Annotated in this window: 21 protein-coding genes; 8 read left to right on the top strand and 13 right to left on the bottom strand. The window is 71.9% G+C overall.

Annotated elements, in window-relative coordinates; genetic code table 11:
- The gene (locus tag O3X23_RS02310) at positions 1 to 1,611 is read left to right on the top strand and encodes a glycerol-3-phosphate dehydrogenase/oxidase (protein ID WP_269269342.1); all 1,611 of its coding nucleotides are present in this window, start codon (positions 1 to 3) and stop codon (positions 1,609 to 1,611) included.
- An 87-nt stretch (positions 1,612 to 1,698) separates the two neighbouring features.
- Here O3X23_RS02310 and O3X23_RS02305 read toward each other — a convergent pair whose 3' ends face one another.
- Positions 1,699 to 2,274, bottom strand: a complete 576-nt coding sequence (locus O3X23_RS02305) for a TIGR03086 family metal-binding protein (protein ID WP_269269341.1) — start codon at positions 2,272 to 2,274, stop codon at positions 1,699 to 1,701.
- 74 nt (positions 2,275 to 2,348) lie between these two features.
- On the opposite strand from O3X23_RS02305, the gene O3X23_RS02300 reads away from it, so the two are divergent.
- Positions 2,349 to 3,152: a helix-turn-helix domain-containing protein gene (locus O3X23_RS02300; protein ID WP_269269339.1), complete on the top strand. Its 804-nt coding sequence runs from the start codon at positions 2,349 to 2,351 to the stop codon at positions 3,150 to 3,152.
- 118 nt (positions 3,153 to 3,270) lie between these two features.
- Positions 3,271 to 3,942, top strand: a complete 672-nt coding sequence (locus O3X23_RS02295) for a FadR/GntR family transcriptional regulator (protein ID WP_269269337.1) — start codon at positions 3,271 to 3,273, stop codon at positions 3,940 to 3,942.
- Positions 3,943 to 3,946: 4 nt separating this feature from the next.
- On the opposite strand, the gene O3X23_RS02290 is transcribed toward O3X23_RS02295, so the two are convergent.
- Genes O3X23_RS02290 through O3X23_RS02265 form a run of 6 tightly spaced genes read right to left on the bottom strand, consistent with a single transcriptional unit; the run spans position 3,947 to position 10,764 of the window.
- Positions 3,947 to 4,906 carry an aldo/keto reductase gene (locus tag O3X23_RS02290; protein WP_269269334.1) on the bottom strand — a complete coding sequence of 320 codons (960 nt, stop codon included), beginning with the start codon at positions 4,904 to 4,906 and terminating at the stop codon, positions 3,947 to 3,949.
- 27 nt (positions 4,907 to 4,933) lie between these two features.
- On the bottom strand, positions 4,934 to 5,983 hold the full coding sequence (locus O3X23_RS02285; protein ID WP_269269332.1) for an ABC transporter permease: 1,050 nt from the start codon (positions 5,981 to 5,983) through the stop codon (positions 4,934 to 4,936).
- Entirely contained in the window at positions 5,976 to 7,550 is a 1,575-nt protein-coding gene (locus O3X23_RS02280) for a sugar ABC transporter ATP-binding protein (protein WP_269269331.1), read from the bottom strand. Before O3X23_RS02280 ends, O3X23_RS02285 begins: the two co-directional genes overlap by 8 nt.
- Positions 7,551 to 7,552: 2 nt before the next feature.
- Positions 7,553 to 8,605: a sugar ABC transporter substrate-binding protein gene (locus O3X23_RS02275; RefSeq protein ID WP_269269329.1), complete on the bottom strand. Its 1,053-nt coding sequence runs from the start codon at positions 8,603 to 8,605 to the stop codon at positions 7,553 to 7,555.
- A gap of 33 nt (positions 8,606 to 8,638) precedes the next feature.
- Complete coding sequence (locus tag O3X23_RS02270) at positions 8,639 to 9,421, bottom strand: SDR family NAD(P)-dependent oxidoreductase (RefSeq protein ID WP_269269327.1); 783 nt, start codon at positions 9,419 to 9,421, stop codon at positions 8,639 to 8,641.
- Positions 9,418 to 10,764 carry an L-fuconate dehydratase gene (locus tag O3X23_RS02265; RefSeq protein WP_269269325.1) on the bottom strand — a complete coding sequence of 449 codons (1,347 nt, stop codon included), beginning with the start codon at positions 10,762 to 10,764 and terminating at the stop codon, positions 9,418 to 9,420. Before O3X23_RS02265 ends, O3X23_RS02270 begins: the two co-directional genes overlap by 4 nt.
- 154 nt (positions 10,765 to 10,918) lie before the next feature.
- Between O3X23_RS02265 and O3X23_RS02260 the strand changes: the two genes are divergently transcribed.
- Positions 10,919 to 11,896, top strand: coding sequence for a hypothetical protein (locus tag O3X23_RS02260; RefSeq protein ID WP_443047687.1), 978 nt, complete (start codon positions 10,919 to 10,921; stop codon positions 11,894 to 11,896).
- 171 nt (positions 11,897 to 12,067) lie between these two features.
- Positions 12,068 to 13,012 carry a PAC2 family protein gene (locus O3X23_RS02255; protein ID WP_269269323.1) on the top strand — a complete coding sequence of 315 codons (945 nt, stop codon included), beginning with the start codon at positions 12,068 to 12,070 and terminating at the stop codon, positions 13,010 to 13,012.
- Positions 13,013 to 13,094: 82 nt separating this feature from the next.
- Here O3X23_RS02255 and O3X23_RS02250 read toward each other — a convergent pair whose 3' ends face one another.
- From O3X23_RS02250 to O3X23_RS02230, 5 genes are all read right to left on the bottom strand, one after another.
- Positions 13,095 to 16,097, bottom strand: a complete 3,003-nt coding sequence (locus O3X23_RS02250; protein WP_269269563.1) for an NPCBM/NEW2 domain-containing protein — start codon at positions 16,095 to 16,097, stop codon at positions 13,095 to 13,097.
- A 225-nt stretch (positions 16,098 to 16,322) separates the two neighbouring features.
- A complete protein-coding gene (gene mshC, locus O3X23_RS02245; RefSeq protein WP_269269322.1) occupies positions 16,323 to 17,552 on the bottom strand; it encodes a cysteine--1-D-myo-inosityl 2-amino-2-deoxy-alpha-D-glucopyranoside ligase in 1,230 nt (409 codons plus the stop codon).
- Between the two features lie 166 nt (positions 17,553 to 17,718).
- Entirely contained in the window at positions 17,719 to 18,492 is a 774-nt protein-coding gene (locus O3X23_RS02240; RefSeq protein WP_269269562.1) for an SCO1664 family protein, read from the bottom strand.
- A 98-nt stretch (positions 18,493 to 18,590) separates the two neighbouring features.
- Positions 18,591 to 19,181 (bottom strand): DUF3090 domain-containing protein, encoded by a 591-nt coding sequence (locus O3X23_RS02235; RefSeq protein WP_269269321.1) that lies wholly within the window; start codon positions 19,179 to 19,181, stop codon positions 18,591 to 18,593.
- Between the two features lie 173 nt (positions 19,182 to 19,354).
- Positions 19,355 to 20,092 (bottom strand): histidine phosphatase family protein, encoded by a 738-nt coding sequence (locus tag O3X23_RS02230; RefSeq protein WP_269269320.1) that lies wholly within the window; start codon positions 20,090 to 20,092, stop codon positions 19,355 to 19,357.
- Positions 20,093 to 20,139: 47 nt separating this feature from the next.
- Between O3X23_RS02230 and corA the strand changes: the two genes are divergently transcribed.
- Together corA and O3X23_RS02220 are read left to right on the top strand one after the other, a co-directional pair.
- Complete coding sequence (gene corA / locus O3X23_RS02225) at positions 20,140 to 21,129, top strand: magnesium/cobalt transporter CorA (RefSeq protein ID WP_269269560.1); 990 nt, start codon at positions 20,140 to 20,142, stop codon at positions 21,127 to 21,129.
- A gap of 260 nt (positions 21,130 to 21,389) precedes the next feature.
- The gene (locus O3X23_RS02220; RefSeq protein ID WP_269269318.1) at positions 21,390 to 21,995 is read left to right on the top strand and encodes a hypothetical protein; all 606 of its coding nucleotides are present in this window, start codon (positions 21,390 to 21,392) and stop codon (positions 21,993 to 21,995) included.
- 74 nt (positions 21,996 to 22,069) lie between these two features.
- Here the strand turns inward: O3X23_RS02220 and O3X23_RS02215 are convergent, their stop codons facing one another.
- Positions 22,070 to 23,119 carry an LLM class F420-dependent oxidoreductase gene (locus O3X23_RS02215; RefSeq protein WP_269269317.1) on the bottom strand — a complete coding sequence of 350 codons (1,050 nt, stop codon included), beginning with the start codon at positions 23,117 to 23,119 and terminating at the stop codon, positions 22,070 to 22,072.
- 137 nt (positions 23,120 to 23,256) lie between these two features.
- Between O3X23_RS02215 and O3X23_RS02210 the strand changes: the two genes are divergently transcribed.
- Positions 23,257 to 24,237, top strand: coding sequence for an aldo/keto reductase (locus O3X23_RS02210; protein ID WP_269269316.1), 981 nt, complete (start codon positions 23,257 to 23,259; stop codon positions 24,235 to 24,237).
- The last annotated feature ends 180 nt before the right edge of the window (positions 24,238 to 24,417 follow it).

The raw sequence follows: 24,417 nt of genomic DNA, 5'->3' as shown, positions 1-24,417 counted from the left end.
ATGTCTTCCACCCTGCAGAGCGTCCCCACCCTCGGGACGCACCCGACCGCCGGCACCGACCCCAGCCGATCCGAGACCAGGGAGCAGCTCAGCCACGCCACGTACGACCTACTGGTGATCGGCGGCGGCATCCTCGGCACCTCGGTCGCCTGGCACGCCGCGCAATCCGGGCTGCGGGTCGCGATGGTGGACGCCGGCGACTTCGCCGGCGCCACCTCGTCGGCATCCTCCAAGCTCGTCCACGGCGGGCTGCGCTACCTGCAGACCGGTTCGGTCAAGCTGGTCGCCGAGAACCACCACGAGCGGCGGGTGCTCGCCAAGGACGTGGCGCCGCACCTGGTCAACCCGCTCACGTTCTACCTGCCGGTGTACAAGGGCGGCCCGCACGGCGCCGCCAAGCTCGGCGCGGGCGTCTTCGCGTACTCGGCGCTCTCCGCCTTCGGTGACGGCGTCGGCCGGGTCATCTCCCCGGCGAAGGCCGTGGCCGACAACCCGGGCCTGCGTACGGAGAACCTCAAGGCCGTCGCGGTCTACCACGACCACCAGATGAACGACTCGCGGATGGCCGTCATGACGGTCCGCGCGGCCGTGGAGTCCGGCGCCGTGGTGCTGAACCACGCCGAGGTGACGGGGCTGCGCTTCACGCACGGCAAGGTCACCGGCGCGGAGCTGCGCGACAAGCTGGACGGCACGGAGTTCGGGGTCAGCGCCCGGCTGGTGCTCAACGCCACCGGCCCGTGGGTCGACCACCTGCGGTCGATGGAGGACAAGGGCTCCCGGCCCAGCATCCGGCTGTCCAAGGGCGCCCACGTGGTGATGAAGCGCAAGGTGCCGTGGAAGGCCGCCATGGCCACCCCGATCGACAAGTACCGCATCACCTTCGCGCTGCCGTGGGAGGACCAGCTGCTGCTGGGCACCACGGACGAGGAGTACACCGGCGACCCGGCGGACGTCCGGGCGACCGAGGCCGACATCCAGCAGATCCTGGACGAGGCCGCGTTCTCCGTGAAGGACGAGCACCTGGACCGCGACCTCATCACGTACGCCTTCGCCGGCCTGCGGGTGCTGCCGGGCGGGCCCGGCGGTGTCGAGTCCGCCAAGCGCGAGACGGTCGTCTCCGAGGGCCGCGGCGGGATGCTGTCGGTGGCGGGCGGCAAGTGGACCACGTACCGGCACATCGGCCGCACGGTGATGAACAAGCTCGCGAAGCTGCCCAACGGGCCGCTCGGCGAGGACATGGAGCCGCAGAAGCTGCTGCCCCGGCGGATGCCGCTGCCGGGCCTCGCCAACCCGAACGCGGTCGCCCACCGGCTGCTGGTGGACCGCGACCCGGGCACCCGGATGGACCCGCTGACCGCGCGGCACCTCGCGAGCCACTACGGGTCGCTCTCCTTCGACATCGCCCGGCTCGTCAACGAGGACCCGTCGCTCGGTGAGCGGATCCACGAGGACGGCCCGGAGATCTGGGCGCAGGTCGTGTACGCCCGCGATCACGAGTGGGCGCAGACGGCCGACGACGTGCTGCGCCGCCGCACCACGCTGACGGTGCGCGGTCTGGACACCGAGGCTGTCAGGGCCCGGGTCGAGGACATGCTGGCCCGCAGGGTCTGACACGGTCCGGCAGGTGACGGAACGGCCGGGTGGGCGGGGGTTTCCCCGCCCACCCGGCCGTTCGCGTTCCGGGTCCGGTCCCGCGGGTCACGCGCTCCAGCGCGGGTCGCGGCCGGAGAGCGCGAGCGCGCGGTCGTAGTCGGTGGCCGGGCCGGTGATCTCCACGGGGTCGGCGAAGCCCTTGTACTGGCGGAACATCTCGGCCTGCTGCTCGACGGCGGCCAGCACCACCGCAGCGGTCTCCTCGTCGACGCGGAACTCCTGGCCGACGGTCTTCGCGACGTCCCAGCCGTGCAGGACCAGCTCCAGCAGCAGCATCGCGGCGATGTCGGCGGCGGGCATCTCGGCGCCGCCCATGTCGATGCCGCCCTCCCACGCCTCGGGCCGCTCCCAGGCGGCGAGCGCGCGGTCGAGCTGCGCCGCGTACGCCTCGGCCCACCGCGGGTCCGCGGTGAAGTCGTGCTCGGTGAGCTCCTCGGGCAGGGTCGTGCGCAGGGCGCGGTGCTCCAGGCCGTGGGAGGTGTACAGCACCCAGTGGTTGATCAGGGTGCGGGCGTCGAACTCGGGGCACGGGGTCGGCGCGGTGAGCTGTTCCGGCGTGATGGTGCGGGCGATACGGGCGGCTTCTGCGGCGCCGCGGACCAGCTGCGGATGAAGGTTCATGGATCCCACGCTAGATCCGCGACGGGGACCCGTATTGAACAAACACGACAGCTCACACCACCTAGGGTGGCGGGATGACGACCCCCGAGATGGGGCGGGGAGTGCTGCGTCCCGCCCTCGCGGCGACCCGGTTCGAGCTGCTGCGGGAGGAGCCGGCCGAGGCGCTGGCCCCGTACGTGGAGTTCTACTGGATCGTGCGCTGGGACCTGCGCGGCCGGCCGCCACATGAGCAGAAGGTCCTCTCGCACCCCAATGTGCATCTGGTCTTCGAGGAACCCGGGACCGCGGTCTACGGGGTGCAGCGCGGGGTGTTCACCCGGGTGCTGCGGGACCGCGGCCAGGTGCTGGGCGTCAAGTTCCGGCCCGGCGGCTTCCGTCCGCTGCTGGGCTCGTCGGTCTCGGACCTCACCGACCGGTCGGTGCCCGCCGCGGAGCTGTTCGGGCCCGCCGTCACGGTCGCGGAGCGGACGGTCCTCGGGGCGTCCGACGTATCCGCCATGACCGCCGCCGCCGAATCGCTGCTGCTGAGCCTGCTCCCCGGCCCGGGCACGGCGGTGGACCCGGTCACGGCGGAGGTCGCCGCCATGGTGGAGCGCATCACCGCCTCCCCGTCCCTGTTCCGCGTCGACCAGCTCGCGGACGGCCTCGGAACCTCCGTCCGCCGGCTCCAGCGGCTCTTCGCCGAACACGTCGGCGTCGGCCCCAAGTGGGTGCTGCGCCGGGCCCGGCTGCACGAGGCGGCCGCCCGCGCCGACGAGGGCGTCGGCATCGACTGGGCGGCTCTCGCCGCCGACCTCGGCTACAGCGACCAGGCCCACCTCACCCGGGACTTCACCGCCACGGTGGGCGCCTCCCCCGCCCGCTACGCGGGCGAGTAGGCCCGAGCGGGACCCGACGGCCCGAGAGGTCCCCGCACGGGCCCGGCCAGGGGCATAATGGCCGGATACATCGGAGGTCTGGCGGCGGGTAGCGGGACCAGGACAGGGGGAGGTCGCGATGGCGGTCACCGACGAGGCGATCGAGAAGATCAAGGAAATGATCGTCTCAGGGGCACTGCGGCCCGGCGACCGGCTGCCGAAGGAGAGCGAACTCGCGGCGGAGCTGGGGCTCTCGCGCAATTCGCTGCGCGAGGCGGTGCGGGCACTGTCGCTGATCCGGATCCTGGACGTACGGCAGGGCGACGGCACCTATGTGACGAGCCTGGACCCGCAGCTGCTGCTGGAGGCGATGAGCTTCGTGGTGGACTTCCACCGCGACGACACCGTGCTGGAGTTCCTCGCCGTCCGGCGGATCCTGGAGCCGGCCGCGACCGCGATGGCGGCGCTGCGCATCCCCGAGACCGAACTCGACATGCTCCAGGGAAAGCTGGACGCGCTGGGCCCCGAGCCCTCCGTCGAGGAACTGGTCGCCTCCGACCTGGAGTTCCACCGCGGCATCGTGCAGGCGTCGGGGAACTCGGTGCTCTGCTCGCTGCTCGACGGGCTGTCCGGGCCCACCACCCGGGCCCGTGTCTGGCGCGGGCTGACCCAGCAGGACGCGGTGAGCCGCACCCTGCACGAGCACCAGGCGATCCTGTCCGCACTGCGCGACCGTGACGCGGAGGCGGCCCGCTCGTGGGCGACGGTCCACATCGCGAGCGTCGAGCAGTGGCTGCGCTCCACGCTGTAGAGCCTTACGCCGGCAGCGGGATGTCCTCGTCGAGCAGTCCGCGCTCGACGAGGGCCGTCCACATCGGGGCGGGGATGTCGTACGAAAAGAGCGCCGCGTTGTCCCGGACCTCCTCCGGGGTGGCCGCGCCGACGACGGCGGAGACCACCGACGGGTGGCCGAACGGGAACCGCAGCGCGGCCGCCCGCAGCGGGACGCCGAACTCCGCGCACACGTCCGCGATGTCCAGGGCCCGCCGCACCAGCCCGGGCGGGGCCGCGGCGTAGTTGTACGGGGCGCCGGGCCGCGGGTCGGCGAGCAGCCCGGAGTTGTAGACGCCGCCGACGACCACGGCGGTGGAGCGCTCGGCGCACACCGGCAGCAGGTCGTCGTAGGCGGTGCGCTCCAGCAGCGTCCAGCGGCCGGCGCACAGCACCACGTCGACGTCGAGGTCGGCGACGAGCCGCGCGAGCACCCCGCTGTCGTTCATCCCGAAGCCGATGGCTCCGACCAGCCCCTCGTCGCGCAGCTTCGCGAGCGCGGGGAACCCGGTCGCGTAGACCGCCGGCAGGTGGTCCTCGACGTCGTGCAGGTAGACGATGTCGGCGCGGTCAGTGCCGAGCCGGGTGAGGGAGCCCTCCAGCGTGGCCCGGATCCCGTCGGCGGTGAAGTCCCACTCGCGGGCGCGGGCGGGGGTGTCGACGAAGCCCTGGCCGTCGGTCCGCTCCCCCGCGGCCAGCGGCCGCAGCCGCCGGCCGACCTTGGTGGACAGCACGTACGAGGAGCGCGGGCGTCCGGCGAGCGCCCGGCCGAGGCGTTCCTCGGACAGGCCGAGGCCGTAGTGCGGGGCGGTGTCGAGGTAGCCGCAGCCGAGGTCGAGGGCGGCCGCCGTGACGGCGGCCGCGGTCTCATCCGGCATGGCCCGGTACAGATTGCCCAGCGGCGCGCAGCCGAGGCCCAGGCGGGGCAGTTCCGGTACGGGCATCGCCGGTTCCTTCCGTCGCGGTGTCACTCAGTCCTGCTTCTCGCCGCTCGCGAAGCGGGAGATGATCAGTGCCACGATGATGATCGCGCCGTTGAGGAACTGGTTCCACAGCGGGGGCACGCCGCCCAGTGTCATCACGTTGACGACCAGCTGCAGGGTGAGCACCCCGGTCAGCGCCCCGAAGAGGGTGCCGCGACCGCCGTTGAGGCTGACGCCGCCGATGACGGTGGCGGCGAACACCTGGAAGATCCAGCCGTTGCCCTGGCCCGCCGAGACCGAGCCGTAGTGGCCGGTGTACAGGATCCCGGCGAACGCGGCGAGCAGCCCGCCGAGGCCGAGCACGATCCAGGTGATGCGGTCCACGCGGATGCCGGCGGCGCGCGCCGCCTCGGTGTTGCCGCCGATCGCGTAGAGCGCGCGGCCGTGCCGCAGGTAGCCCAGCGCGAGGCCGCCGACGGCGAAGAGCACCAGGCAGATCCAGATCGCGGCGGGCGCGCCGAACCAGGAGGCCTTGCCGAGGTAGGCGAACGACTCCGGCACGTTGACGATCGACTTGCCCTCGGCCACCCCGATCTGGAGGCCGCGCAGCATGGTGAGCATCCCGAGCGTGGCGATGAAGCCGTTGACGCGCAGTTTCAGGATGAGGAAGCCGTTGATGCCGCCGATCACCACGCCGACCGCCAGGCAGAGCGGTATCGCGGACCAGGACGGCAGGACGCCCAGCCCGTGGAACGTGGCGGGTCCCGACGAGGGCAGCACCAGCCACATGGCGATGACCGGGGCCACGCCGATGGTGGACTCCAGCGACAGGTCCATGCGCCCGCTGATGAGGATGAGTGCCTCGGCCAGCACCAGCAGGCTCAGTTCGGTGGACTGCTGGGCGACACCGATCAGGTTGTCGGAGGTCAGGAACGCCGGCGAGACGATGAAGCCGATCACGCACAGCACCAGCAGCACCGGGATCAGCGACAGGTCCCGGTAGCGGGCCAGCCGGAAGCTCAGACCTCCCGGCCGGCGCTCCTTCTGCGGGGTGAGCGGCTCCGCGGTCAGCTGGGTGGCGTCGGTGGTCTCAGTCATCCTGGTCGTCTCCCTTACGGCCGCCCGGAGTCACGGGCAGTCCTTCCATCGCGGAGACCAGGTCCCTGTCGGTCCATCCGCTGTCGAACTCGGCGATCACCCGGCCGTGGAACAGGGCCAGGACACGGTCGCAGACCCGCAGGTCGTCCAGCTCGTCGGAGACGATGACCGCGGCGTTCCCGCCGTCGGCCACCTCCCGCACCACGCCGAGCAGCGCGTCCTTGGACTTGACGTCGACGCCCGCGGTCGGCCGGATCGCCACCAGCACCCGCGGTTTGCGGGCCAGCGCCCGCGCGATGACGACCTTCTGCTGGTTGCCGCCGGACAGGTCGGAGACCGGCTGGCCGGGGCCCGAGGTCTTGATGTCCAGCGAGTCGATCATCGACTGCGCGAACGCCCTGGTGCGGGAGGGCAGCACGGTGCCGTACGGGCCGAGCTGGTCGGTGACGGTGAGCGTCGCGTTCTCCGCGACGCTGCGGCCCAGCACCAGGCCCTGCCGGTGCCGGTCCTCCGGCACGTAGCCGATCCCCGCGCCGAGCGCGTGCGGCACGCTGCCCGGCCGTACGGTCCGGCCCGCCACGACGGTCCGGCCGGACGTGGGCTTGCGCAGCCCCACCAGGGTCTCCCCCAGGGCGGTGTTGCCGCTGGCGGTCGCCCCGGCCAGGCCGAGCACTTCGCCGGGGCGCACGGTGAAGTCGATGGCCCGGTAGGCGCCGTCGAGAGCGAGCCCCTCGGCGCGCAGTACGGGTTCGGCCTCGGCGGGCACCGCGGCGCCCGCCTGCCAGGCCAGGGCGGAGTGCGCCGCGTCCCCGGTCATCGCCTGCACCAGGTCGGCCTTGTCCAACTCCGCGACGGGCGCGGTGAGGACGTGCCGGGCGTCACGGTAGACGGTGACGGTGGTGCACAGGTCGTACACCTCCTGGAGGTGGTGGGAGATGAACAGGAAGGCGACGCCCTGCCGCTGCAGTTCGCGCAGCTTCGCGAAGAGCCGCTCGATGCCGGCCGCGTCGAGCTGCGCGGTTGGCTCGTCGAGGATGATGAAGCGGGCACCGAAGGAGAGTGCTCTGGCAATCTCCACGAACTGCCGCTGCTCGACGGTCAGATCCTTGGCGCGCGCCGCCGGATCGACGTCGACGCCGTACTCCGCGAGCAGGCCGCGGGCCCGCTCGCGCAGCTTCGGCCAGCGGATCCGTCCCTCCCCGAAGCGGTTGAGGAAGAGGTTCTCCGCGACGGTCAGATCCGGGACGACCATGGACTTCTGGTAGACGCAGGCGACCTTCGACTGCCAGGCAGTGGTGTCCCCGAACGCGGGCGCCGCCTCGCCCTGGAAGGCGACGGAGCCCGCGTCCGGGGCGTGCAGCCCGGTCAGTACGGAGACGAGGGTGGACTTGCCGGCGCCGTTGCGGCCGACGAGGGCGTGGGACTCGCCGGCCCGCACGGTCAGCCGCACCCGGTCGAGCGCGACAGTCGGGCCGAAGCGCTTGACGACGCCCTCGGCGTGCACGGCCGGCGGCGGTCCGGCCGCCGGCTCCCGGCCGGGGGCTTCGTTGGCTGGTGCCTGGGACATGGTCAGCTCTTTCCGAGCTGGTTGGCCCACAGCGCGGCGTCGTCCACGTTGGTCTTGATGACGAGCGGGGCCGGCAGCTGGTCCTCGAGACCGTTCGGGATCTTGATGATGGTGGATCCGTGGTCGGTGGGACCCGGCTGGAACGTCTTCCCGTCCAGCGCGGCCTTCGCGTAGAACAGCGCGTACTTGGCGTAGAGGTCGGCGGGCTGCGAGACCGTCGCGTCGATCTTGCCCTCGCGGATCGCCTTCAGCTCCTCGGGGATCCCGTCGTTGGAGATGATGGTGATGTGGCCCGCGGTGCCGGGCGGCTTGAGCAGGTGCTTCTGCTCCAGCAGGGCGAGGGTGGGCTGCAGGAAGACGCCGCCGGCCTGCATGTAGATGCCGTTGACGTCCGGGTCGGCGGCGAGGGTGGCCTGCAGCTTGGAGGAGGCGACGTCGCCCTTCCAGTCGGTGGCCAGCTCGATGACCTTGATGTTGGGGAACTTCTCCTTCATGCAGGACGCGAACGCCTCGGAGCGGTCCCGCCCGTTGATGGAGTCGAGGGCGCCCTGGAACTCGACGACCTTGCCCTTGCCGGAGAGCTGCTGCCCGAGGTATTCGCACGCCTTCTGCCCGTACGCCTTGTTGTCCGCGCGCACCACCATGTAGACGTCGCCCTTGTCGGGGCGGGTGTCCACGCTGATGACCGGGATCTTCCTGCTCGCCAGGCGCTCCAGGGTGGAGGCGATGGCGCCGGTGTCCTGCGGGGCCATCACCACCGCCTTGGCACCCTGGTCGGTGAAGGTCTGGGCGTTCGCCACGAGCTTGGTGATGTCGTTCTGCGAGTTGCTGCGCGGCAGTGCGGAGACGACCCCGTCCTTCACGCCCTTCTCGATGTACTGCTGGTAGGAGTTCCAGAAATCGCTGTCCGCGCGCGGCAGGTCGATACCGACCTTGCCGGAGGTGCCGGCCTTGTCGTCGCTGCCGCGGTTGCAGCCGGCGACGGCGGTGACCGCGAGGAGTGCCGCGCAGGCCGTGACCATGGTGCTCGTGAGGGAACGCTGCCGCAGTCTCATCGTCGAGTCCTGCCCTTCTTGGTGTGTGGCGGCTCAGGGGGTGGGGCGGAGTCTCAGTCCTTGCATGCCGCCGTCGACGGCCAGCGCCGTCCCGGTGACGCTCGCCGCGGCGGGGCTCGCCAGGTAGGCGATGGCCGCGGCGACCTCGTCGGCGGCGACGAGGCGGCCCAGCGGTTGGCGGGCGTTCAGTGCGGCACGCTCGGCGGCCGGGTCGTCCGACCGGTCGAGCAGCCGGCCGATCCAGGGGGTGTCGGCGGTGCCGGGGTTCACGCAGTTGACGCGTATGCCGTCGCGGACGTGGTCGGCGGCCATCGCGAGCGTCAGCGAGAGCACCGCGCCCTTGCTGGCGCTGTAGAGGGCGCGCTGCGGAAGTCCCGCGGTCGCCGCGATGGAGCAGGTGTTGGTGATGGACACGCACCCGGGGCGGTCCGCGGCGGCGGCCCGCAGGTGCGGCAGCGCGGCCCGCGCGGTGCGCACCATTCCGAGGACGTTGATGTCGAGGACGCGGTGCCATTCGTCGTCGTCGTTCTCCTCGACGGTGCCGATGGCGCCGATCCCCGCGTTGTTGACGAGGATGTGCAGGCCGCCGAGGAGTTCGACGGCCTCGGCGACCGCGGCCCGTACCGCGGGGCCGTCGCCGACGTCCGCCGTGACGGCCAGGGTGCCGGGCGGCGCCCCCGCCGGGTCGCGGTCCAGAACGGCGACGCGCGCGCCGCGCGCGGTGAGCAGGGCGGCGGTGGCGGCGCCGATGCCGGAGGCGCCGCCGGTCACGAGGGCGGTGAGCCCCTGGAGATCACGGTCTTGGCTGCTGTTCATGCGGATCCCTCCTGCCGGGTCTGCGAGACCGGGCAGCCCTCCTGTCGGGCCTGCCAGACCGGCCCTTCCGGGTAGCGGTGGTCGGCGATGGATCGGGGTTTCATCCGGGCGGAGAACCCGGGTCGGGCGGGGGCCCGGTAGCGGCCGTGGTCGATGACGACGGGGTCCTCGAAGTGCTCGTGGAGGTGGTCCACGTACTCGATGACCCGGTCGTCCCAGCTCCCGGAGACGGCGACGTAGTCGAACATCGCCAGGTGCTGCACCAGCTCGCACAGGCCGACGCCGCCCGCGTGCGGGCAGACCGGGACCCCGAACTTGGCGGCGAGCAGCAGGATCGCGATGTTCTCGTTGACCCCGGCGACGCGGGCCGCGTCGATCTGGACGAAGTCCACGGCTCCGGCCTGCAGCAGCTGCTTGAACATGACGCGGTTGGCGGCGTGTTCCCCGGTGGCGACCTTGACGGGCTGCCCGGCGCGCACCGCGGCGTGGGCGAGGATGTCGTCCGGGCTGGTGGGCTCCTCGATCCAGTACGGGTCGTAGGCGGCCAGGGCCTTCATCCACTCCAGCGCGGTGGACACGTCCCAGCGCTGGTTGGCGTCGACGGCGATCCGGATGTCCGGGCCGACGGCCTCGCGGGCGATGCGCATCCGGCGCAGGTCGTCGCCGAGGTCGGCGCCGACCTTGAGCTTGATCTGGTGGAAGCCGTCGGCGACCGCTTCCTTCGACAGCCGGGCGAGCTTCTCGTCGGAGTAGCCGAGCCACCCCGGTGAGGTGGTGTACGCGGGGTAGCCGCGTTCGCGCAGCAGCGCGGTCCGCGCGGCCCGGCCCGGTTCGGCGGCGCGCAGGATGTCCAGCGCCTCCTCGCGGGTGAGCGCGTCGGTCAGATAGCGGAAGTCGACCATGTCCACGATCTGTTCGGGGCTCATGGAGGCCAGGAACTCCCAGACCGGCTGCCCGGCCCGCTTGGCCGCCAGGTCCCAGGCGGCGTTGACGACGGCGCCGGCCGCCATATGCATGACGCCCTTCTCCGGGCCCAGCCAGCGCAGCTGGGAGTCGTGGGTCAGCTCCCGGTGGAGTCCGCCAAGATCACCGGTAATACTGTCCACGCCGCGTCCCAGTACGTAGGGTCGCAGGGAGCGGATCGCGGCGGCGGTGACATCGTTGCCGCGGCCGATCGTGAAGCAGAAGCCGTGCCCCTCCAGGCCGTCGGGGTCATCGGTGCGCAGAACTACGTAGGCGGCGGAGTAGTCGGGGTCGGGGTTCATGGCGTCCGAGCCGTCGAGCTGCTCCGAGGTCGGGAAGCGTATGTCGTAGACGTCGACCTCGGTAATGGTCGGACTCATGTACACCCCCGTCGTTAGACATCGGATCTTTTTTCGAACAACCGATGTATAGCGCCGAAAACCTCGCGAAGTCCAGGGGGTAGAGCCAACTTTGTGGAAGACAGATCGGATGTCTCGCGAGAGACTCCTGAAATGGCTGCGGCGTGGGGCACTCGTGACCGCACTGGTGGTCCTGGTGCCCGTGCTGGCGGTGGCCATCGCGCTGCGGCTCGAGTACGCCGGGGATCCCGGCCCGGCGGGCCGCACCCGGGGCCATGACGCGGTCTGGCTCGGGCACGCCTGGGTCGACGGCCGGAACGGTGCGGCCGAGCTGGAAGCCCTGCGGGTGAAGGTCCAGGGGACGGGGATCCGGGACCTCTACGTGCACACCGGACCGCTGGAGCAGAACGGCGGTCTCGATCCGAAGCTCTACCCGAACTCGGCGTGGCTGCTCAAGGAGGTCCACCGGGTCCTGCCGGGCGTCCGGGTGCAGGCCTGGCTCGGCAACGTCATCGCGCACCACGGCGAGGACGACGCGCTGCACCTGGCCGACGAGGCCACCCGCGCCCGCATCCAGGGCAGCGCCCAACAGGTCCTGGCCGCCGGGTTCGACGGCGTCCACCTCGACCTGGAGCCCAACTACTCCGGCGACGCGGACTTCCTGGACATTCTGGACCGGCTGCGCGCCACGACCTCGGCGCACGGCGCCGCGCTGTCCGTGGCGACCCACCAGATCGACCCGCTGCCGGGGCTGCACACCGTCGCGCTCTCCGTGTTCGACCACCCCAAGTGGTGGTCGCAGAAGTACTTCGCCGAGGTCGCCCGCCGCGTCGACCAGGTCGCGGTGATGGCGTACGACTCGGCGATGCCGCTGGAAAGCCTGTTCGGCGGTTATCTCGCCCAGCAGACCGCCCTCGCCCTGGAGGTCACCCCGGCCGGCACCGACCTCATCATGGGGCTGCCCGGCTACCACACCAGCACCAGCGGGCACCATCCCTCCGCCGAGACCGTCACCGCCGCCGTGCGCGGCGCGCGGCTGGGTCTGGCCAGGCACGGAAGGGACCGCGAGACCTTCGGCATGGCGCTCTACGTGGACTTCGCCGCGACCCCCGGCGACTGGGCCGCCTACCGGTCCGGATGGGGCACTCGCTGAGGTCCGCGCGAGCGGATGGTGACGGGACGCGTACGTGCGATGACCGTGGGGATCATCCTGGTACGAGGGCTGCGAAGGGGGCCTCCGTAAGCCGTAGGCTGGTCCCGCACTGACACGAACAGCAGCCGACAGGGGACGGGCCCGCCCCCTCCGGCCGGAAGGAGGCGCTGGGTGATCGAGCTCGAGGGAGTACCCGAGCTGATCGACCCGGTCATGGTGGCCGCGTTCGAGGGCTGGAACGACGCCGGCGACGCAGCCTCCACCGCGGTCGGCCACATGGACCGGGAGTTCAAGGGCGAGGTCTTCGCGGCACTGGACGCCGAGGACTACTACGACTTCCAGGTCAACCGGCCGACGGTCTGGCTGGACGCCGGGGTACGCAAGATCACCTGGCCGACCACCCGGCTGTCGGTGGTCCGCGTCCAGAACCCCCGGCCCCGCGACCTCGTCCTGGTCCGCGGCATCGAGCCGAGCATGCGCTGGCGCTCGTTCTGCAACGAGATCCTGGGTTTCGCCCACGAGCTCGGCGTGGAGATGGTCGTCGTGCTCGGCGCCCTGCTGGGCGACACCCCGCACACCCGTCCGGTCCCCGTCACCGGGGTGACCTCCGACGCGGACCTGGCCGTCGCGCTGAACCTGGAGGAGTCCCGCTACGAGGGTCCGACCGGCATCGTCGGCATCCTCCAGGAGGCGTGCACGCACGCCGGCATCCCGGCGGTCAGCCTGTGGGCCGCCGTACCGCACTACGTGTCGCAGCCGCCGAACCCCAAGGCGACGCTCGCCCTCCTCAACCGCCTGGAGGACCTGCTCGACGTGCGGATCCCGCTCGGCGAACTGCCGGAGGACGCGCGCGCCTGGCAGGTCGGGGTGGACCAGCTGGCGGCCGAGGACAGCGAAGTCGCCGAGTACGTGCAGACGTTGGAGGAGGCCCGCGACACCGTCGAACTGCCGGAGGCGTCGGGCGAGGCCATCGCCAAGGAGTTCGAACGCTACCTGCGGCGCCGCGATCCCGACACCGGCGAGGCGCATCCCTACCTCCGGGACACCTCCGGGCCGCATCCCGCCCGGGGCGCCGCCAAGGAGGAGCCCGAACCGGACGACTCCGAGGACGAGTAGCTCCTCGGCACGACGAACGGCCGCCGGCCGGGTGCGACATCTGCACCCGGCCGGCGGCCGTGTCGTACGGCGTCCCGAGGGGTCAGGCGCAGCTGAACTTCGCCGCGGCCCAGTCCCCGTGGTCACCGCTCTTGGAACCGTTGGTGTCGGTGATCTTCAGCCGGACGTGCCGCGCCCCGCCGAGCGGGACGTCCACCGGGACGGTCGCGGAGGCGCCCGTCACCTTGGGCGAGGTCCACAGCACCTTGCCGTCCGCCTCGACCGAGAAGGCCACCTCCCCGTAGCCGTTGATCTCGTCGTCGATCCCGGCGTCCGCGGTGAACCGGGTGCAGCGGCCGCCGGTGTAGAGCTCGATGCCGGAGTCGGCGTGGGCGCCGATCCCCTTGGGGTAGACGGTGCCCGCCAGAGTGATCGGATGACCGTCCGCGGCGCCCGACTCCCCGTTGCTGCGGTCGCGTTCCGGCGGCCCGTAGCCGTTCCCCTCACTCAGCCACACCATGTCGCTCGCCCAGGTGTCGGCCACCGGCGGCCGCGGCATCGCGGACACCGCGAAGGACTGCGCCGTCACACGGGCCTGCCCGGCCGTCCGGTAGGCGGCGGAGGCCTTCAGCACCGCTTCCCCGGGTGCCGCGTCCGGCGCCGGGGTGACGGTGACCTGGACCCGCCGGGTCGTGCCGGCGGGGATGCGGTCCACCGGCGCGGGGGCCGTCACCGACCAGCCGGCCGGCGCCGTCAGCGTCACCTGGACACCGGTGGCGTCCTTGCTGCCCGCCGCCACATCGACCGGGACGGTCGCCGGCACGCCCGCGCCGACCTCCTGCGCCGGCGGCGACGACACGACGGCGGCGCTGCCCGGCGCCTTGCCGCCGAGCGCGCTCGCGCCCAGCAGCCGCAGGGTGAACGGCTTCGCGGTGGTCAGCGACGTGGTCTTCACCTGCACCACACCGCCCCGGTCGGCGGCGTCGTACCACCAGCCGCGCGAGGCCGCGTCGAAGGCGGCGCGGGAGGTGTACCTCGGCAGCGCGGCCCCGTCCAGCAGCAGCTGGGACGGCGCGTCACCGGTGTGCACGGTGAACCGGTACGGGCGGGTGGTCTGCTTGCCCTGGAAGGTGCCGACGCTCGCTCCGACGTCGACGGTCACGTCGCCCGCGCCGGAGGCCGGGGCCTGGACGGTGACCTTCTGCTCCGCGTACTTCCCGGCCCGGCTCTGCCGGGTGACGCCGTCGTCCTCGTACAGCGTGAAGGAGGACGTGCCCTGCGGGTAGACGTCCCAGGCGACCGGTGAGGTGGGCGTGCGGTCCTGGTAGGACCTGATGCCGGGCCACATCGGCACGGCGGCGCCGGCCTTGACGAACAGCGGCAGGGTGCCCAGCGGTGCGCTGTAGCCGTTGACCGTGGTGGGGCCCTGGTAGATCCGGCCGGTCCAGTAGTCGGTCCAGGTGCCCTTCGGCAGGTAGATGCCGTCGCGCACCGCGGTGTCCTGGTAGACCGGCGCCACGAGGAAGTCCTCGCCGGACAGGAACTCGTACTTGGCGGCGTCGGAGGCCGCCTTCGGGTCGTTCGGGTACTCCAGCGCGAGCGGCCTGACCTGGCCGACGCCGGTGCGGTTCGCCTCGGCCGCGTAGGAGTACGTGTACGGCAGCAGCGACTCCTTGAGCTTGAGGTACTGGCGGTTGATGGACGTGTACGGCTCCCCGTACTGGTAGGGCTGCTTGTCGTTCGCGGCCCAGCCGTCCATCGTCATCACGGCCGGCAGGAAGGACTTCCACTCCAGGTCGCGGGTGTAGGTCTTGGCGCTGCCGCCGAAGATGCCGTCGATGTCACCCGAGGTGTAGGCGAGGCCGGACATCGTGGCGCCCGCGTACGTCGGGATCTGCCAGCGGATGTACTCCCAGCTGCCCGACTGGTCACCCGACCACTGCACACCGCAGCGCTGCGCGCCCGACCAGCTCTCGGGGGCCCAGGTGAAGCCGCGGGCGTCGCTGTTGTCCTCGATGCCCCGGTAGGCGTCCTTGCAGCCGTCGAGGGCGAACTTGTAACCGCCGCCGACCCAGGCCACGTCGAGCTTGGCGATCCGCTGGCCGGCCTTGACCTGGTCGGCGAGCTTGTCGATGCCGTCCTCGGTCCACAGGCCCGTCGCCATCCTGCGGTCCTGGAGGCCGGCGGACGTCTGCGGGAGGTTCTCGTAGCCGCAGCCGTAGCCGTCGTTGACGAGCATCCAGCCGTTCGGCATGTCGTTCTTGACGTAGTCGTCGGCGACCGCGAGGGAGTCCAGGGTGTGGCGCTCGCCCCGGTTGGCGTTGTGCAGGTAGCAGTCGGAGTCGCCGACCTCCAGCCCGTACACGGGGGGCAGGAAGGGGCGGCCGGTCAGCTTCGTGTACTGGCCGATGACATCCTTGGCCGACGGTCCGGCGAAGTAGTACGCGTCGAAGCGGTTCTCCTGCTCGGTCGTCGCCACCGGATCGGTGAAGGCGTACGTGCCGGGCGCGTAGGTGTTGCGGAAGGCGCCGTAGCCGGCCGTGGACAGGTAGAACGGCACGGAGTTGGGGTGGCCGCCGTCGTTCCAGTTGTCGTCCACGCCGACCTCGACGGTCTGGCCGCGGTGCGAGGTGTTGCCGCGGCCGTTCTGCATCCCGGCGCCGTAGAACTGCTCGGTGGCGCCGCGCTCCAGGGTCTGCGTGGTCTGTGCGCCGTTCCAGGTCAGGCCCTTGGACTCGGCCCAGACCTTGGTTCCGTCGGCGCGGTACAGGGCGAAGCGCAGCGGGGACTTCCAGGCGCGCAGGGTGACCTGGGAGGTACTCAGCTCGTACCGGTCACCGGCGTCCCGCCAGTGGGTGGCCGGTGCGGCGCCCTGCGGCAGCACGATGTCGCTGCCGGTGGGGTCGGTGAACTTCCCGTCGGGCGCGAGTTCCACCCGGAACGTCTGGCCGGTCACGAAGGTGACCCGGGCCTCGGCCTTGCCGGCCGTCAGGTGGTACACGGGCCCCTCGGCGGAGAAGCCGGTCACGTTCCCGACGGTGGTGCCGGCGCTCTCGGCGGGCGCGGCGTGCGCCGTGCCGGTGACCGGGGTCAGCAGGGCCATCATCAGACCCAGCAGCACGAGCAGCGGTATCGCATGGGTTCTGCCATGTTCTTGAGCATCCCTGTGCATGAACACCTCTCTGGCTGCAACTGCGCGCAGTTCGAAGCATCGAATGAGCAACTGTGAGCGTGTATAGCGCAGATGTTGTGCTCATGACCAGAGGGCATGACAGGAACGGCCCCGGCGGATGATCCCGCCGGGGCCATTCCTGTCGAGAGGTGGGTGACGTTACAGAGCGACGCCCAGCAGTGCGTCCACCGCGCGGGAGACCACACCGGGGGCGCCCTCGTCCGTGCCACCGGACACGGCCTGCGAGACAGCCCAGCGGTCCACCGCGGCGAGCGCGGCCGGTGCGTCCAGGTCGTCGGCGAGCGCCGCGCGGATCTCCTCGACGAGCGCCTCGGCCGGCGGCCCGTCGGGACGGGACACCGCCGCGCGCCAGCGGGCGAGGCGCTCCACGGCGTCGGCGAGCACGCCGTCGGTCCACTCCCAGTCGGCACGGTAGTGGTGGGCGAGCAGCGAGAGCCGGATCGCGGCCGGGTCGACCCCGTCACGGCGCAGCTGGGAGACGAAGACCAGGTTCCCCTTGGACTTCGACATCTTCTCGCCGTTGAGGGCGACCATGCCGGCGTGCACGTACGCCTTGGCCATCGGGAACTCACCGGTGAGCACCTGGGCGTGCGAGGCGCCCATCTCGTGGTGCGGGAAGGCGAGGTCGGAGCCGCCGCCCTGGACGTCGAAGCCCATGCCGAGGTGGTCCAGCGCGATGGCCACGCACTCGATGTGCCAGCCGGGCCGGCCGCGGCCCAGGGAGGCGCCGTCCCAGCTCGGCTCGCCCTCGCGGGCGGCCATCCAGAGCATCGGGTCCAGCGGGTTCTTCTTGCCGGGACGGTCCGGGTCGCCGCCGCGTTCCGCGGACAGGATCCGCATCGCGGTCGCGTCCAGCCGGGAGACCTGCCCGAAGTGCGGGTCGGAGTCGACGGAGAAGTAGGTGTCGCCGCCCAGCTCGTAGGCCGCGCCCAGTTCCAGGAGCCGTTCGACCAGCGGGACGATCCCGGGTATGGCCTCGACGGCGCCGATGTAGTGGTCCGGGGGGAGCATCCGCAGCGCGGTCATGTCCTCGCGGAACAGGGCGGTCTCACGCTCGGCGAGCGCGGTCCAGTCGTCTCCGTTGGCGATGGCCCGCTCCAGGAGCGGATCGTCGACGTCGGTGACGTTCTGGACGTACTGCACCTGGCGCTTCGTATCGAGCCACACGCGCTGCACGAGGTCGAACGCGTTGTAGGTGGCCGCGTGCCCCATGTGGGTGGCGTCGTAGGGGGTGATCCCGCAGACATAGATGCGGGCGACCGGACCGGGGTCCAGGGTTACCGGGCCACCGGTCGCGGTGTCGTGGAGGCGGAGGTCGCGGCCACTGCCGGGAAGGGCAGGGACGTCGGAAGCGGGCCAGGCATACATGTCATGAGCGTAACCGGACGTGGGTTCCGGAAACGAACCGGAGGCGGGCACGAACGCGGATGGGCCGGATTCGCGGTCTTGACTTCCCCGCACGCTCCCGTCCGGGGCACCCGCCCCCGGATCCCGGCCGGACCGCACTGCCCGCAGGGCCGGGCGCCGGGGACTTCTACACGGGCGGCCACGGAATCGCCGGCCACTGGCCGCCCGGGCGCGGGTAGCGACCGGTGTGCAGCAGCTCCGCCACCCGGGTTCCGACCGCCGCCACCTCGGCGCCGGTCAGCAGGGCGGCCAGCCGGCCGCCGAGCTCGCCCTCCAGGGCGGCGGTGAGACGTCCGAGCACGGCGACGGCCTCGTCGGGCAGCGGCTCGTCCGCCCAGCCCCACAGGAGGGTGCGCAGCTTGTCCTCGGTGTGGAACGCGACGCCGTGGTCGATGCCGTAGAGCCGGCCGTCCGGCGCCGGCAGCAGGTGGCCGCCCTTGCGGTCGGCGTTGTTGATCACGGCGTCCAGCAGGGCGATCCGGCGCAGCCGCGCGTCGTCGGCGTGCACCAGCAGCGCGGTGCGGCCGTCGCCCACCTCGGCCCGCACGACGGCCTTCCAGCCCTCGCCCGGCTCGTCATCCTCGACCAGCGCCAGCAGCTCCTGCTCCTGCTCGGCCTCGTCGATCCACAACTGGCACATGCCCTCGCCGTACGGGCCGTCCCGCAGCACCGTCGGCGGGACCAGTCCCCAGCCGGTGGCCTCCGAGACCAGGTACGCGGCGACCTCGCGCTCGGCGAGGGTGCCGTCCGGGAAGTCCCACAGCGGGCGCTCCCCCGCGACGGGCTTGTACACGCACTCCGCGGTCCGGCCGTCGAGGGCGACCTCGCAGTACAGGACGGCGTTGGAGGCGTCGCGCAACTGGCCGCGCACGGTCAGTTCACCGCGGGTGAGCAGCTCCATGGCGTCCCCGGTCGGCGTTCCCCCGACCGGCGAACCGCCCGGCGATCCGACCGGCGCGCCGCCGGGCGTGGCGTCCGGCGTTTCGGCGGCGTCGCCGCTCAGGCTCCCCGCCGGTACCCGTTCTGGCGCGGGCATACGTGTCCTTCCGGGTCCAGTGGCAGGCTGCACAGCGGGCACGGCGGGCGGCCCGCCGAGACCACGTCCAGGGCCCGCTTGGCGAAGGACCGGGCCTGCGCGCCGGTCAGGTGGACCCGCAGCAGCGGCGGGCCGTTCTCGTCGTCCTCCCGGAGCTCCTCGGCCGCTTCGAGCGTGGCGTCGTCGGCGTCGGGTTCGACCTCGACGAGCGCCTGGGCCTCCAGGACCATGCGCTCCTGGGTGCTGTCCCAGGCCAGCGCCATCGTGCCGACCCGGAACTCCTCCTCGACGGGGCTGTCGAGCGGCGCGGTGTCGGCCAGGTCGCCCGGCGCGACCGCGGGCACGACAGTACTGCCGCCGGTCCGCCGAACGACCTCGTCCAGCAGCTCGTCGATGCGTTCTGCCAACGCCGCGACCTGCGTCTTCTCCAGGGCGACGCTGGTGGTGCGGCCTGCGCCGGTGGCCTGCAGGAAGAAGATGCGCTGGCCCGGCTCGCCGACCGTCCCGGCGACGAACCGATCCGGCTGTTCGTAGAAGAAGACCTGACGGGGCACGTCCTGCTCCGTTTGCTCGACTGTGCGTCTGCTCGACTGTGGGACTGCTCAGCTGTGGCGGTGCTCAGTTGCGGATGTGCTCGGCTCTGGGTGGAAGCGGCTGTTCCGTACCGCCGGACACCGGTCCGGGGCGGCGGAACGCTGCCGGTCCACCACCCTACTGCGGAAGCCGATCACGGTGCGCCCGTGCCTCCGCCGACCACCGCGTCCCCCGCCGTGTCCCCGGCGGCGCTGCCGGCCGTTTCCGACGCCTCGGTGGCCGCGGCGGACGGTGCGGGCGCCAGCCCGGTGAGGTCTCCGGTGTCGCCGAGCCGCAGCAGGAACGGCCGGTAGGCGGTATAGCGGATCGCGGTCACCGAGCAGGGGTCGACGGCGATCCGCTGGAAGAGGTCGAGGTGCATGCCCAGGGCGTCGGCGGCGATGGCCTTGATGATGTCCCCGTGCGAGCAGATGGCGTAGACCGCGTCGGGGCCGTGGCTCTCCTCGATCCTCGCGTTCCAGTCCCGGACCGCTTCGACCGCGCGCGCCTGCATCGACCGCAGCGACTCGCCGTCGGGGCCGGGGAAGACGGCGGCGGACGGGTGGCGCTGGACGGTGGCCCACAGGGGTTCCTGGGCCAGCTCGGAGAGCTTGCGGCCCGTCCAGTCCCCGTACCGGCACTCGCCGATCCGGTCCTCGGTGTGGACGGGCAGCTCGGGGCGGGTGTCCAGCATCGGCTGGACGGTCTCCCGGCAGCGCTGCAGCGGGCTGGTGACGACGGCGGCCAGCGGCACCACGGCCAGCCGGGCGGCGAGCTCGGTGGCCTGGGCGCGGCCGCTGTCGTCCAGGGCGACGCCCTGGCTCCAGCCGGCCAGCACTCCGTCGGCGTTGGCGGTGGACCGCCCGTGGCGGACAAGGATCACGGTGGGCATGCCGGCCAGCCTACGTCGGTGGTGTGACTTCGCCGGATCGCGGAAGAATAGCCAGCGTGATCGTGGACTGCGCCATCTACAAGGACGGGCACCGTACGGACGGGCCCGACGACCTGTCCGATGCCCTGGACCAGGCGCGGGCATCCGGCGCCTTCCTCTGGATCGGGCTGCACGAGCCGACGGAGGAGGAGTTCGATCGGGTGACCTCGGAGTTCGGTCTGCACCCGCTGGCCGTCGAGGACGCCCTGCACGCGCACCAGCGCCCCAAGCTGGAGTTCTACGACGACTCGCTCTTCGTGGTCCTCAAGCCGCTGGAGTACGACGACGCGGCGGCGACGGTGACCGCGGGCGAGCTGATGGTGTTCGTCGGCGACGCCTTCGTGGTGACGGTCCGGCACGGCGAGGGCAGCGCGCTGGCCGAGGTGCGGAGCCGGCTGGAGAAGGACCCCGAACTGCTCAAGCAGGGGCCGTCCTCGGTCCTGTATGTGATCAGCGACACAGTGGTCGACCACTACATCGACATCGCCTCCGAACTGCAGGTGGATCTGGAGGAGTTGGAGTCGGCCGTCTTCAGCCCGAACGTCACGGACTCGGCGAACACCGCGAGCACGATCTACACCTTCAAACGCCAGGCGCTGGAGTTCCGCCGCGCCACCGGTCCGCTGATGGACCCGATGACCCGGCTCGCGGGCGGCGGGACGTCCTTCGTCCCCGCGTCCATCCGGCCGTTCTTCCGCGACGTCGCCGACCACCTGACCCGCGCGAACGAGCAGGGCGACAGCCTGGACCGGCTGCTGTCCGACATCCTCGCCGCGCACCTGACGCAGGTGGGAGTGCGGCAGAACGACGACATGCGCAAGATCTCGGCGTGGGCCGCGATGGCCGTGGTGCCGACGATGGTCGCCGGCATCTACGGCATGAACTTCGAGCACATGCCGGAACTCCAGGCGGTCTGGGGCTATCCGGCGGTCATGACCGTCATGGCGGGCATCGTCGGCTTCCTGTACGTCTTCTTCAAACGGCGCGGGTGGCTGTAGCCGGGCGGGCTGGCGGCCGCGGGCGCGGGACGGAGGGCCTTCGCCGGGCGGGACGGAGGGCCGCAGGGCGTAACCCCCGGGCCGCTGAGGCGTTGTGTTTGCTGACGGCCGTGGCGGGGAAGACCCCCGAGCCCCCACCACGGCCGCAGAATCCCAGTGATTCCGGTCGAGCCTCCTCCCCCCGCACTGTCCTGCCTCCTGGGTAGGGTTCAACGGGGGCTGAGGGGCCGACGAGACCGTGAATCACGAAGCAGGTGGACATGTTCAGCAAGGCGACGAGGAGCCGCCCGACCACGCGCCGGTCGGGTCCGGCGGGGTCGGACTGGTCGCCGTACGAGCGGCTCGAGGACGCGTCGGACGCCTACTTCCTGCACGCGGACGTCGCGTTGGACGCGGTCAGGGGCGTGCTCGGGCGCCGTAAGGTCCTGGGTTTCACCCTGGAGCGGGTGGTGGATCTGACGGAGGCCGGCACCTCGGTCTGGCAGGAGGCGGCGGTCTGCGACGGCCGGCGACTGATCCTGTGGCACAGCGAGGAGTTGGCCGACGAGAGCGCGCCCGGCGGGACGGTCCTGGACTCGTCGGTGCAGGTGCTCCCGCTGAACTCCATCGGCCACGTCGGGATGCGGACGCTGGTCGGCATGAACGAGAAGGGGGCGCGGGTCGACCGGGGGGTGTACCTGGTGCTCGCGACGTCGATGCCGCACGAGTTGAGCGCGGTGCAGGGTGATCCGGACTCGCCGGTGGCCGCCGCCCGGTTCCGTCCCGAGGCGTTCCGCTTCAGCAAGTCGCTCGACGACGGCGGGCCGGGGCAGATAGCGCGGCTCGTCGCCTTCGGACGGCTGCTGGGGCGGCTGGTGCCGAGTTAGGAGCGCTGGTCCGCCCGGCAGCCGGCCCCTGACCCCTCGCGGGGCCGGGGCCGGTCCTCGGGGGACGAGTGCCGTTACGCGAGGCCCGCGCGCTCCATGGCCTGGACTCCCGCGCGCAGCGCGGCGACCCGCTCGTCGAGCGTCCAGCCGGCCGGGGTGACGGTCAGGGTCGTGACGCCGGCGGCCGCGTACTCCTGCATCCGGTCCGCGATCCGCTCGACCGGGCCGAGCAGGCTCGTCCGGTCGATCAGCTCGCGCGGAATGGCGGCGGCGGCGCCGTCCTTGTCGCCGGCCAGGTACTTGTCCTGGATCTCGGCGGCTTCCTTCTCGTAGCCCATGCGCTGCGCGAGCCGGTTGTAGAAGTTCTGCTTCCTGCTGCCCATGCCGCCGACGTACAGGGCGGTGTAGGGGCGGAAGGTGTCGGCGAGCGTGTCCACGTCGTCGCCCAGCGCGAGCGGCAGGGTCGGGCAGACGTCAAAGCCCTCGAGGGTCTTGCCGACCTTGGCGCGGCCCGCGCGCAGCGGGGCCAGCGAGGTCTCCTCCATGTTCTCGGCGGCGCAGAAGAGCGTCAGCGCGCCGTCCGCGATCTCGCCGGTCTGCTCCAGGTTCTTGGGCCCGATCGCGGCGATGTACAGCGGGATGTGCTCGCGCACCGGGTGCACGGTGAGCTTGAGCGCCTTGCCGGGGCCGTCGGGCAGCGGCAGCGTCCAGTGCTCGCCCTCGTGGGAGAGCCGCTCGCGGGACATCGCCTTGCGGACGATCTCGACGTACTCCCGGGTGCGGGACAGCGGCTTGTCGAAGCGCGTGCCGTACCAGCCCTCGGAGACCTGCGGTCCCGAGACGCCGAGGCCCAGCCGGAAGCGGCCGCCGGAGAGTGAGTCGAGGGTGGCGGCCGTCATCGCGGTCATCGCGGGGGTACGGGCCGGGATCTGGAAGATCGCCGAGCCGATGTCGATGCGCTCGGTCTGCGCGGCCACCCAGGAGAGCACGGTCGGGGCGTCGGAACCGTACGCCTCCGCGGCCCAGCAGACCGAGTAACCGAGCCGGTCCGCTTCCTGGGCGACGGCCAGGTTGTCCCCGTCCATCCCGGCGCCCCAGTAGCCGAGGTTGATTCCGAGCCGCATGCCGCTCCCCTTACTGCTGCCTTACTGATGAGTAACGTCTCTGTCACTCCGGACTTTAGCGCCAAGGCGTGCCTCGCGCGCCTGTCGGGTCCGTCACGGCTGCCCAATCAGCCACTTCACCAGTAATCTCAGCGGTCATGGAACAGAGGCACCTCGGGCGCACCGGCCTGCGCGTGTCGCGGCTCGGCCTGGGCACGCTCACGTGGGGGCGGTACACCGGGGAACGGGACGCGGCCGACCAGCTCAAGACGTTCTGGGAGGCGGGCGGCACCCTCGTCGACACCGCCGACGTCTACGCGGACGGCGGCGCGGAGTACGTGCTCGGCCGGCTCCTCGACGACCTCGTCCCCCGCGCGGACCTGGTGATCGCCACCAAGGCGGGCAGCGTGCCCGACCCGGACCGGCGCTTCGACTGCTCGCGCGGCCATCTCCTGTCCGCCCTCGACGCTTCCCTGCAGCGCCTCGGCACCGACTACGTCGACCTGTGGCAGGTGCACGCCTTCGACCCGGCCACCCCGCTCGACGAGACGCTGCAGGCCCTCGACATCGCCGTCACGTCCGGCCGGGCCCGGTACGTCGGCGTGTCCAACTACTGCGGCTGGCAACTGGCCAAGGCGGCGACCTGGCAGCGCGCGGTGCCCGGCCGCACCCCGCTGGCGAGCACGCAGATGGAGTACTCGCTGCTGCAGCGCGGCATCGAGCGCGAGGTGCTGCCCGCCGCCCTCGACCTGGGTATCGGGCTGCTGCCGTCCTCACCGCTCGGGCGTGGCGTGCTCACCGGCAAGTACCGGACGGGGACTCCGGTGGAGTCGCGCGGCGGCTCGGAGGAGATGGCGGCCTTCGTCGACCCGTACCTCGACGACACCGCCCGGCTCATCGTCGACGCCGTCAGCACCGCGGCCGACGGGCTCGCGGTCCGGCCGATAGATGTCGCGCTGGCCTGGGTCCGGGACCGGCCGGGAGTGACCGCGCCCATCGTCGGCGCGCGCAACGCGCAGCAGCTGGCGCAGGCATTGTCAGTGGAGGCCCTTAGTCTTCCGAGTGAGATCTGCCAGGCGCTGGACGACGTGTCGGCGCCGCTGCACCGCTACCCGGATCACGACTGGAGCACGCTCTGAGCGAGCCCGGCCGGGGATCCGCCGCACCACGCCGCACCACGGAGGCCCACGTGACCGAGGACCGCACCGACCAGGACGTCGCGACGCCCGGCGCCGACGGGCAACCGCCCACGGCACCCGCCCGCCTCGCCGAGACGGAGCGGGACCAGAAGCGGGTCATAGACGATGCCGCCGCTCCGC

Origin of the sequence: Streptomyces sp. H39-S7 (assembly GCF_027158205.1) — a bacterium.
Lineage (GTDB): Bacteria > Actinomycetota > Actinomycetes > Streptomycetales > Streptomycetaceae > Actinacidiphila.
This window is presented reverse-complemented; position numbering and strand designations above follow the sequence as displayed.

Coding starts and splice junctions, on each gene's coding strand:
- O3X23_RS02295 (WP_269269337.1), top strand. CDS start 3,271: ATGGCGGTCACCGACGAGGCGATCGAGAAGATCAAGGAAATGATCGTC.
- O3X23_RS02215 (WP_269269317.1), bottom strand. CDS start 23,119: ATGCGGCTCGGAATCAACCTCGGCTACTGGGGCGCCGGGATGGACGGG.
- O3X23_RS02280 (WP_269269331.1), bottom strand. CDS start 7,550: ATGTCCCAGGCACCAGCCAACGAAGCCCCCGGCCGGGAGCCGGCGGCC.
- O3X23_RS02285 (WP_269269332.1), bottom strand. CDS start 5,983: ATGACTGAGACCACCGACGCCACCCAGCTGACCGCGGAGCCGCTCACC.
- O3X23_RS02250 (WP_269269563.1), bottom strand. CDS start 16,097: ATGATGGCCCTGCTGACCCCGGTCACCGGCACGGCGCACGCCGCGCCC.
- O3X23_RS02310 (WP_269269342.1), top strand. CDS start 1: ATGTCTTCCACCCTGCAGAGCGTCCCCACCCTCGGGACGCACCCGACC.
- O3X23_RS02220 (WP_269269318.1), top strand. CDS start 21,390: ATGTTCAGCAAGGCGACGAGGAGCCGCCCGACCACGCGCCGGTCGGGT.
- O3X23_RS02305 (WP_269269341.1), bottom strand. CDS start 2,274: ATGAACCTTCATCCGCAGCTGGTCCGCGGCGCCGCAGAAGCCGCCCGT.
- O3X23_RS02230 (WP_269269320.1), bottom strand. CDS start 20,092: ATGCCCACCGTGATCCTTGTCCGCCACGGGCGGTCCACCGCCAACGCC.
- O3X23_RS02300 (WP_269269339.1), top strand. CDS start 2,349: ATGACGACCCCCGAGATGGGGCGGGGAGTGCTGCGTCCCGCCCTCGCG.
- O3X23_RS02290 (WP_269269334.1), bottom strand. CDS start 4,906: ATGCCCGTACCGGAACTGCCCCGCCTGGGCCTCGGCTGCGCGCCGCTG.
- O3X23_RS02275 (WP_269269329.1), bottom strand. CDS start 8,605: ATGAGACTGCGGCAGCGTTCCCTCACGAGCACCATGGTCACGGCCTGC.
- O3X23_RS02210 (WP_269269316.1), top strand. CDS start 23,257: ATGGAACAGAGGCACCTCGGGCGCACCGGCCTGCGCGTGTCGCGGCTC.
- O3X23_RS02265 (WP_269269325.1), bottom strand. CDS start 10,764: ATGAGTCCGACCATTACCGAGGTCGACGTCTACGACATACGCTTCCCG.
- mshC (WP_269269322.1), bottom strand. CDS start 17,552: ATGTATGCCTGGCCCGCTTCCGACGTCCCTGCCCTTCCCGGCAGTGGC.
- O3X23_RS02270 (WP_269269327.1), bottom strand. CDS start 9,421: ATGAACAGCAGCCAAGACCGTGATCTCCAGGGGCTCACCGCCCTCGTG.
- O3X23_RS02240 (WP_269269562.1), bottom strand. CDS start 18,492: ATGGAGCTGCTCACCCGCGGTGAACTGACCGTGCGCGGCCAGTTGCGC.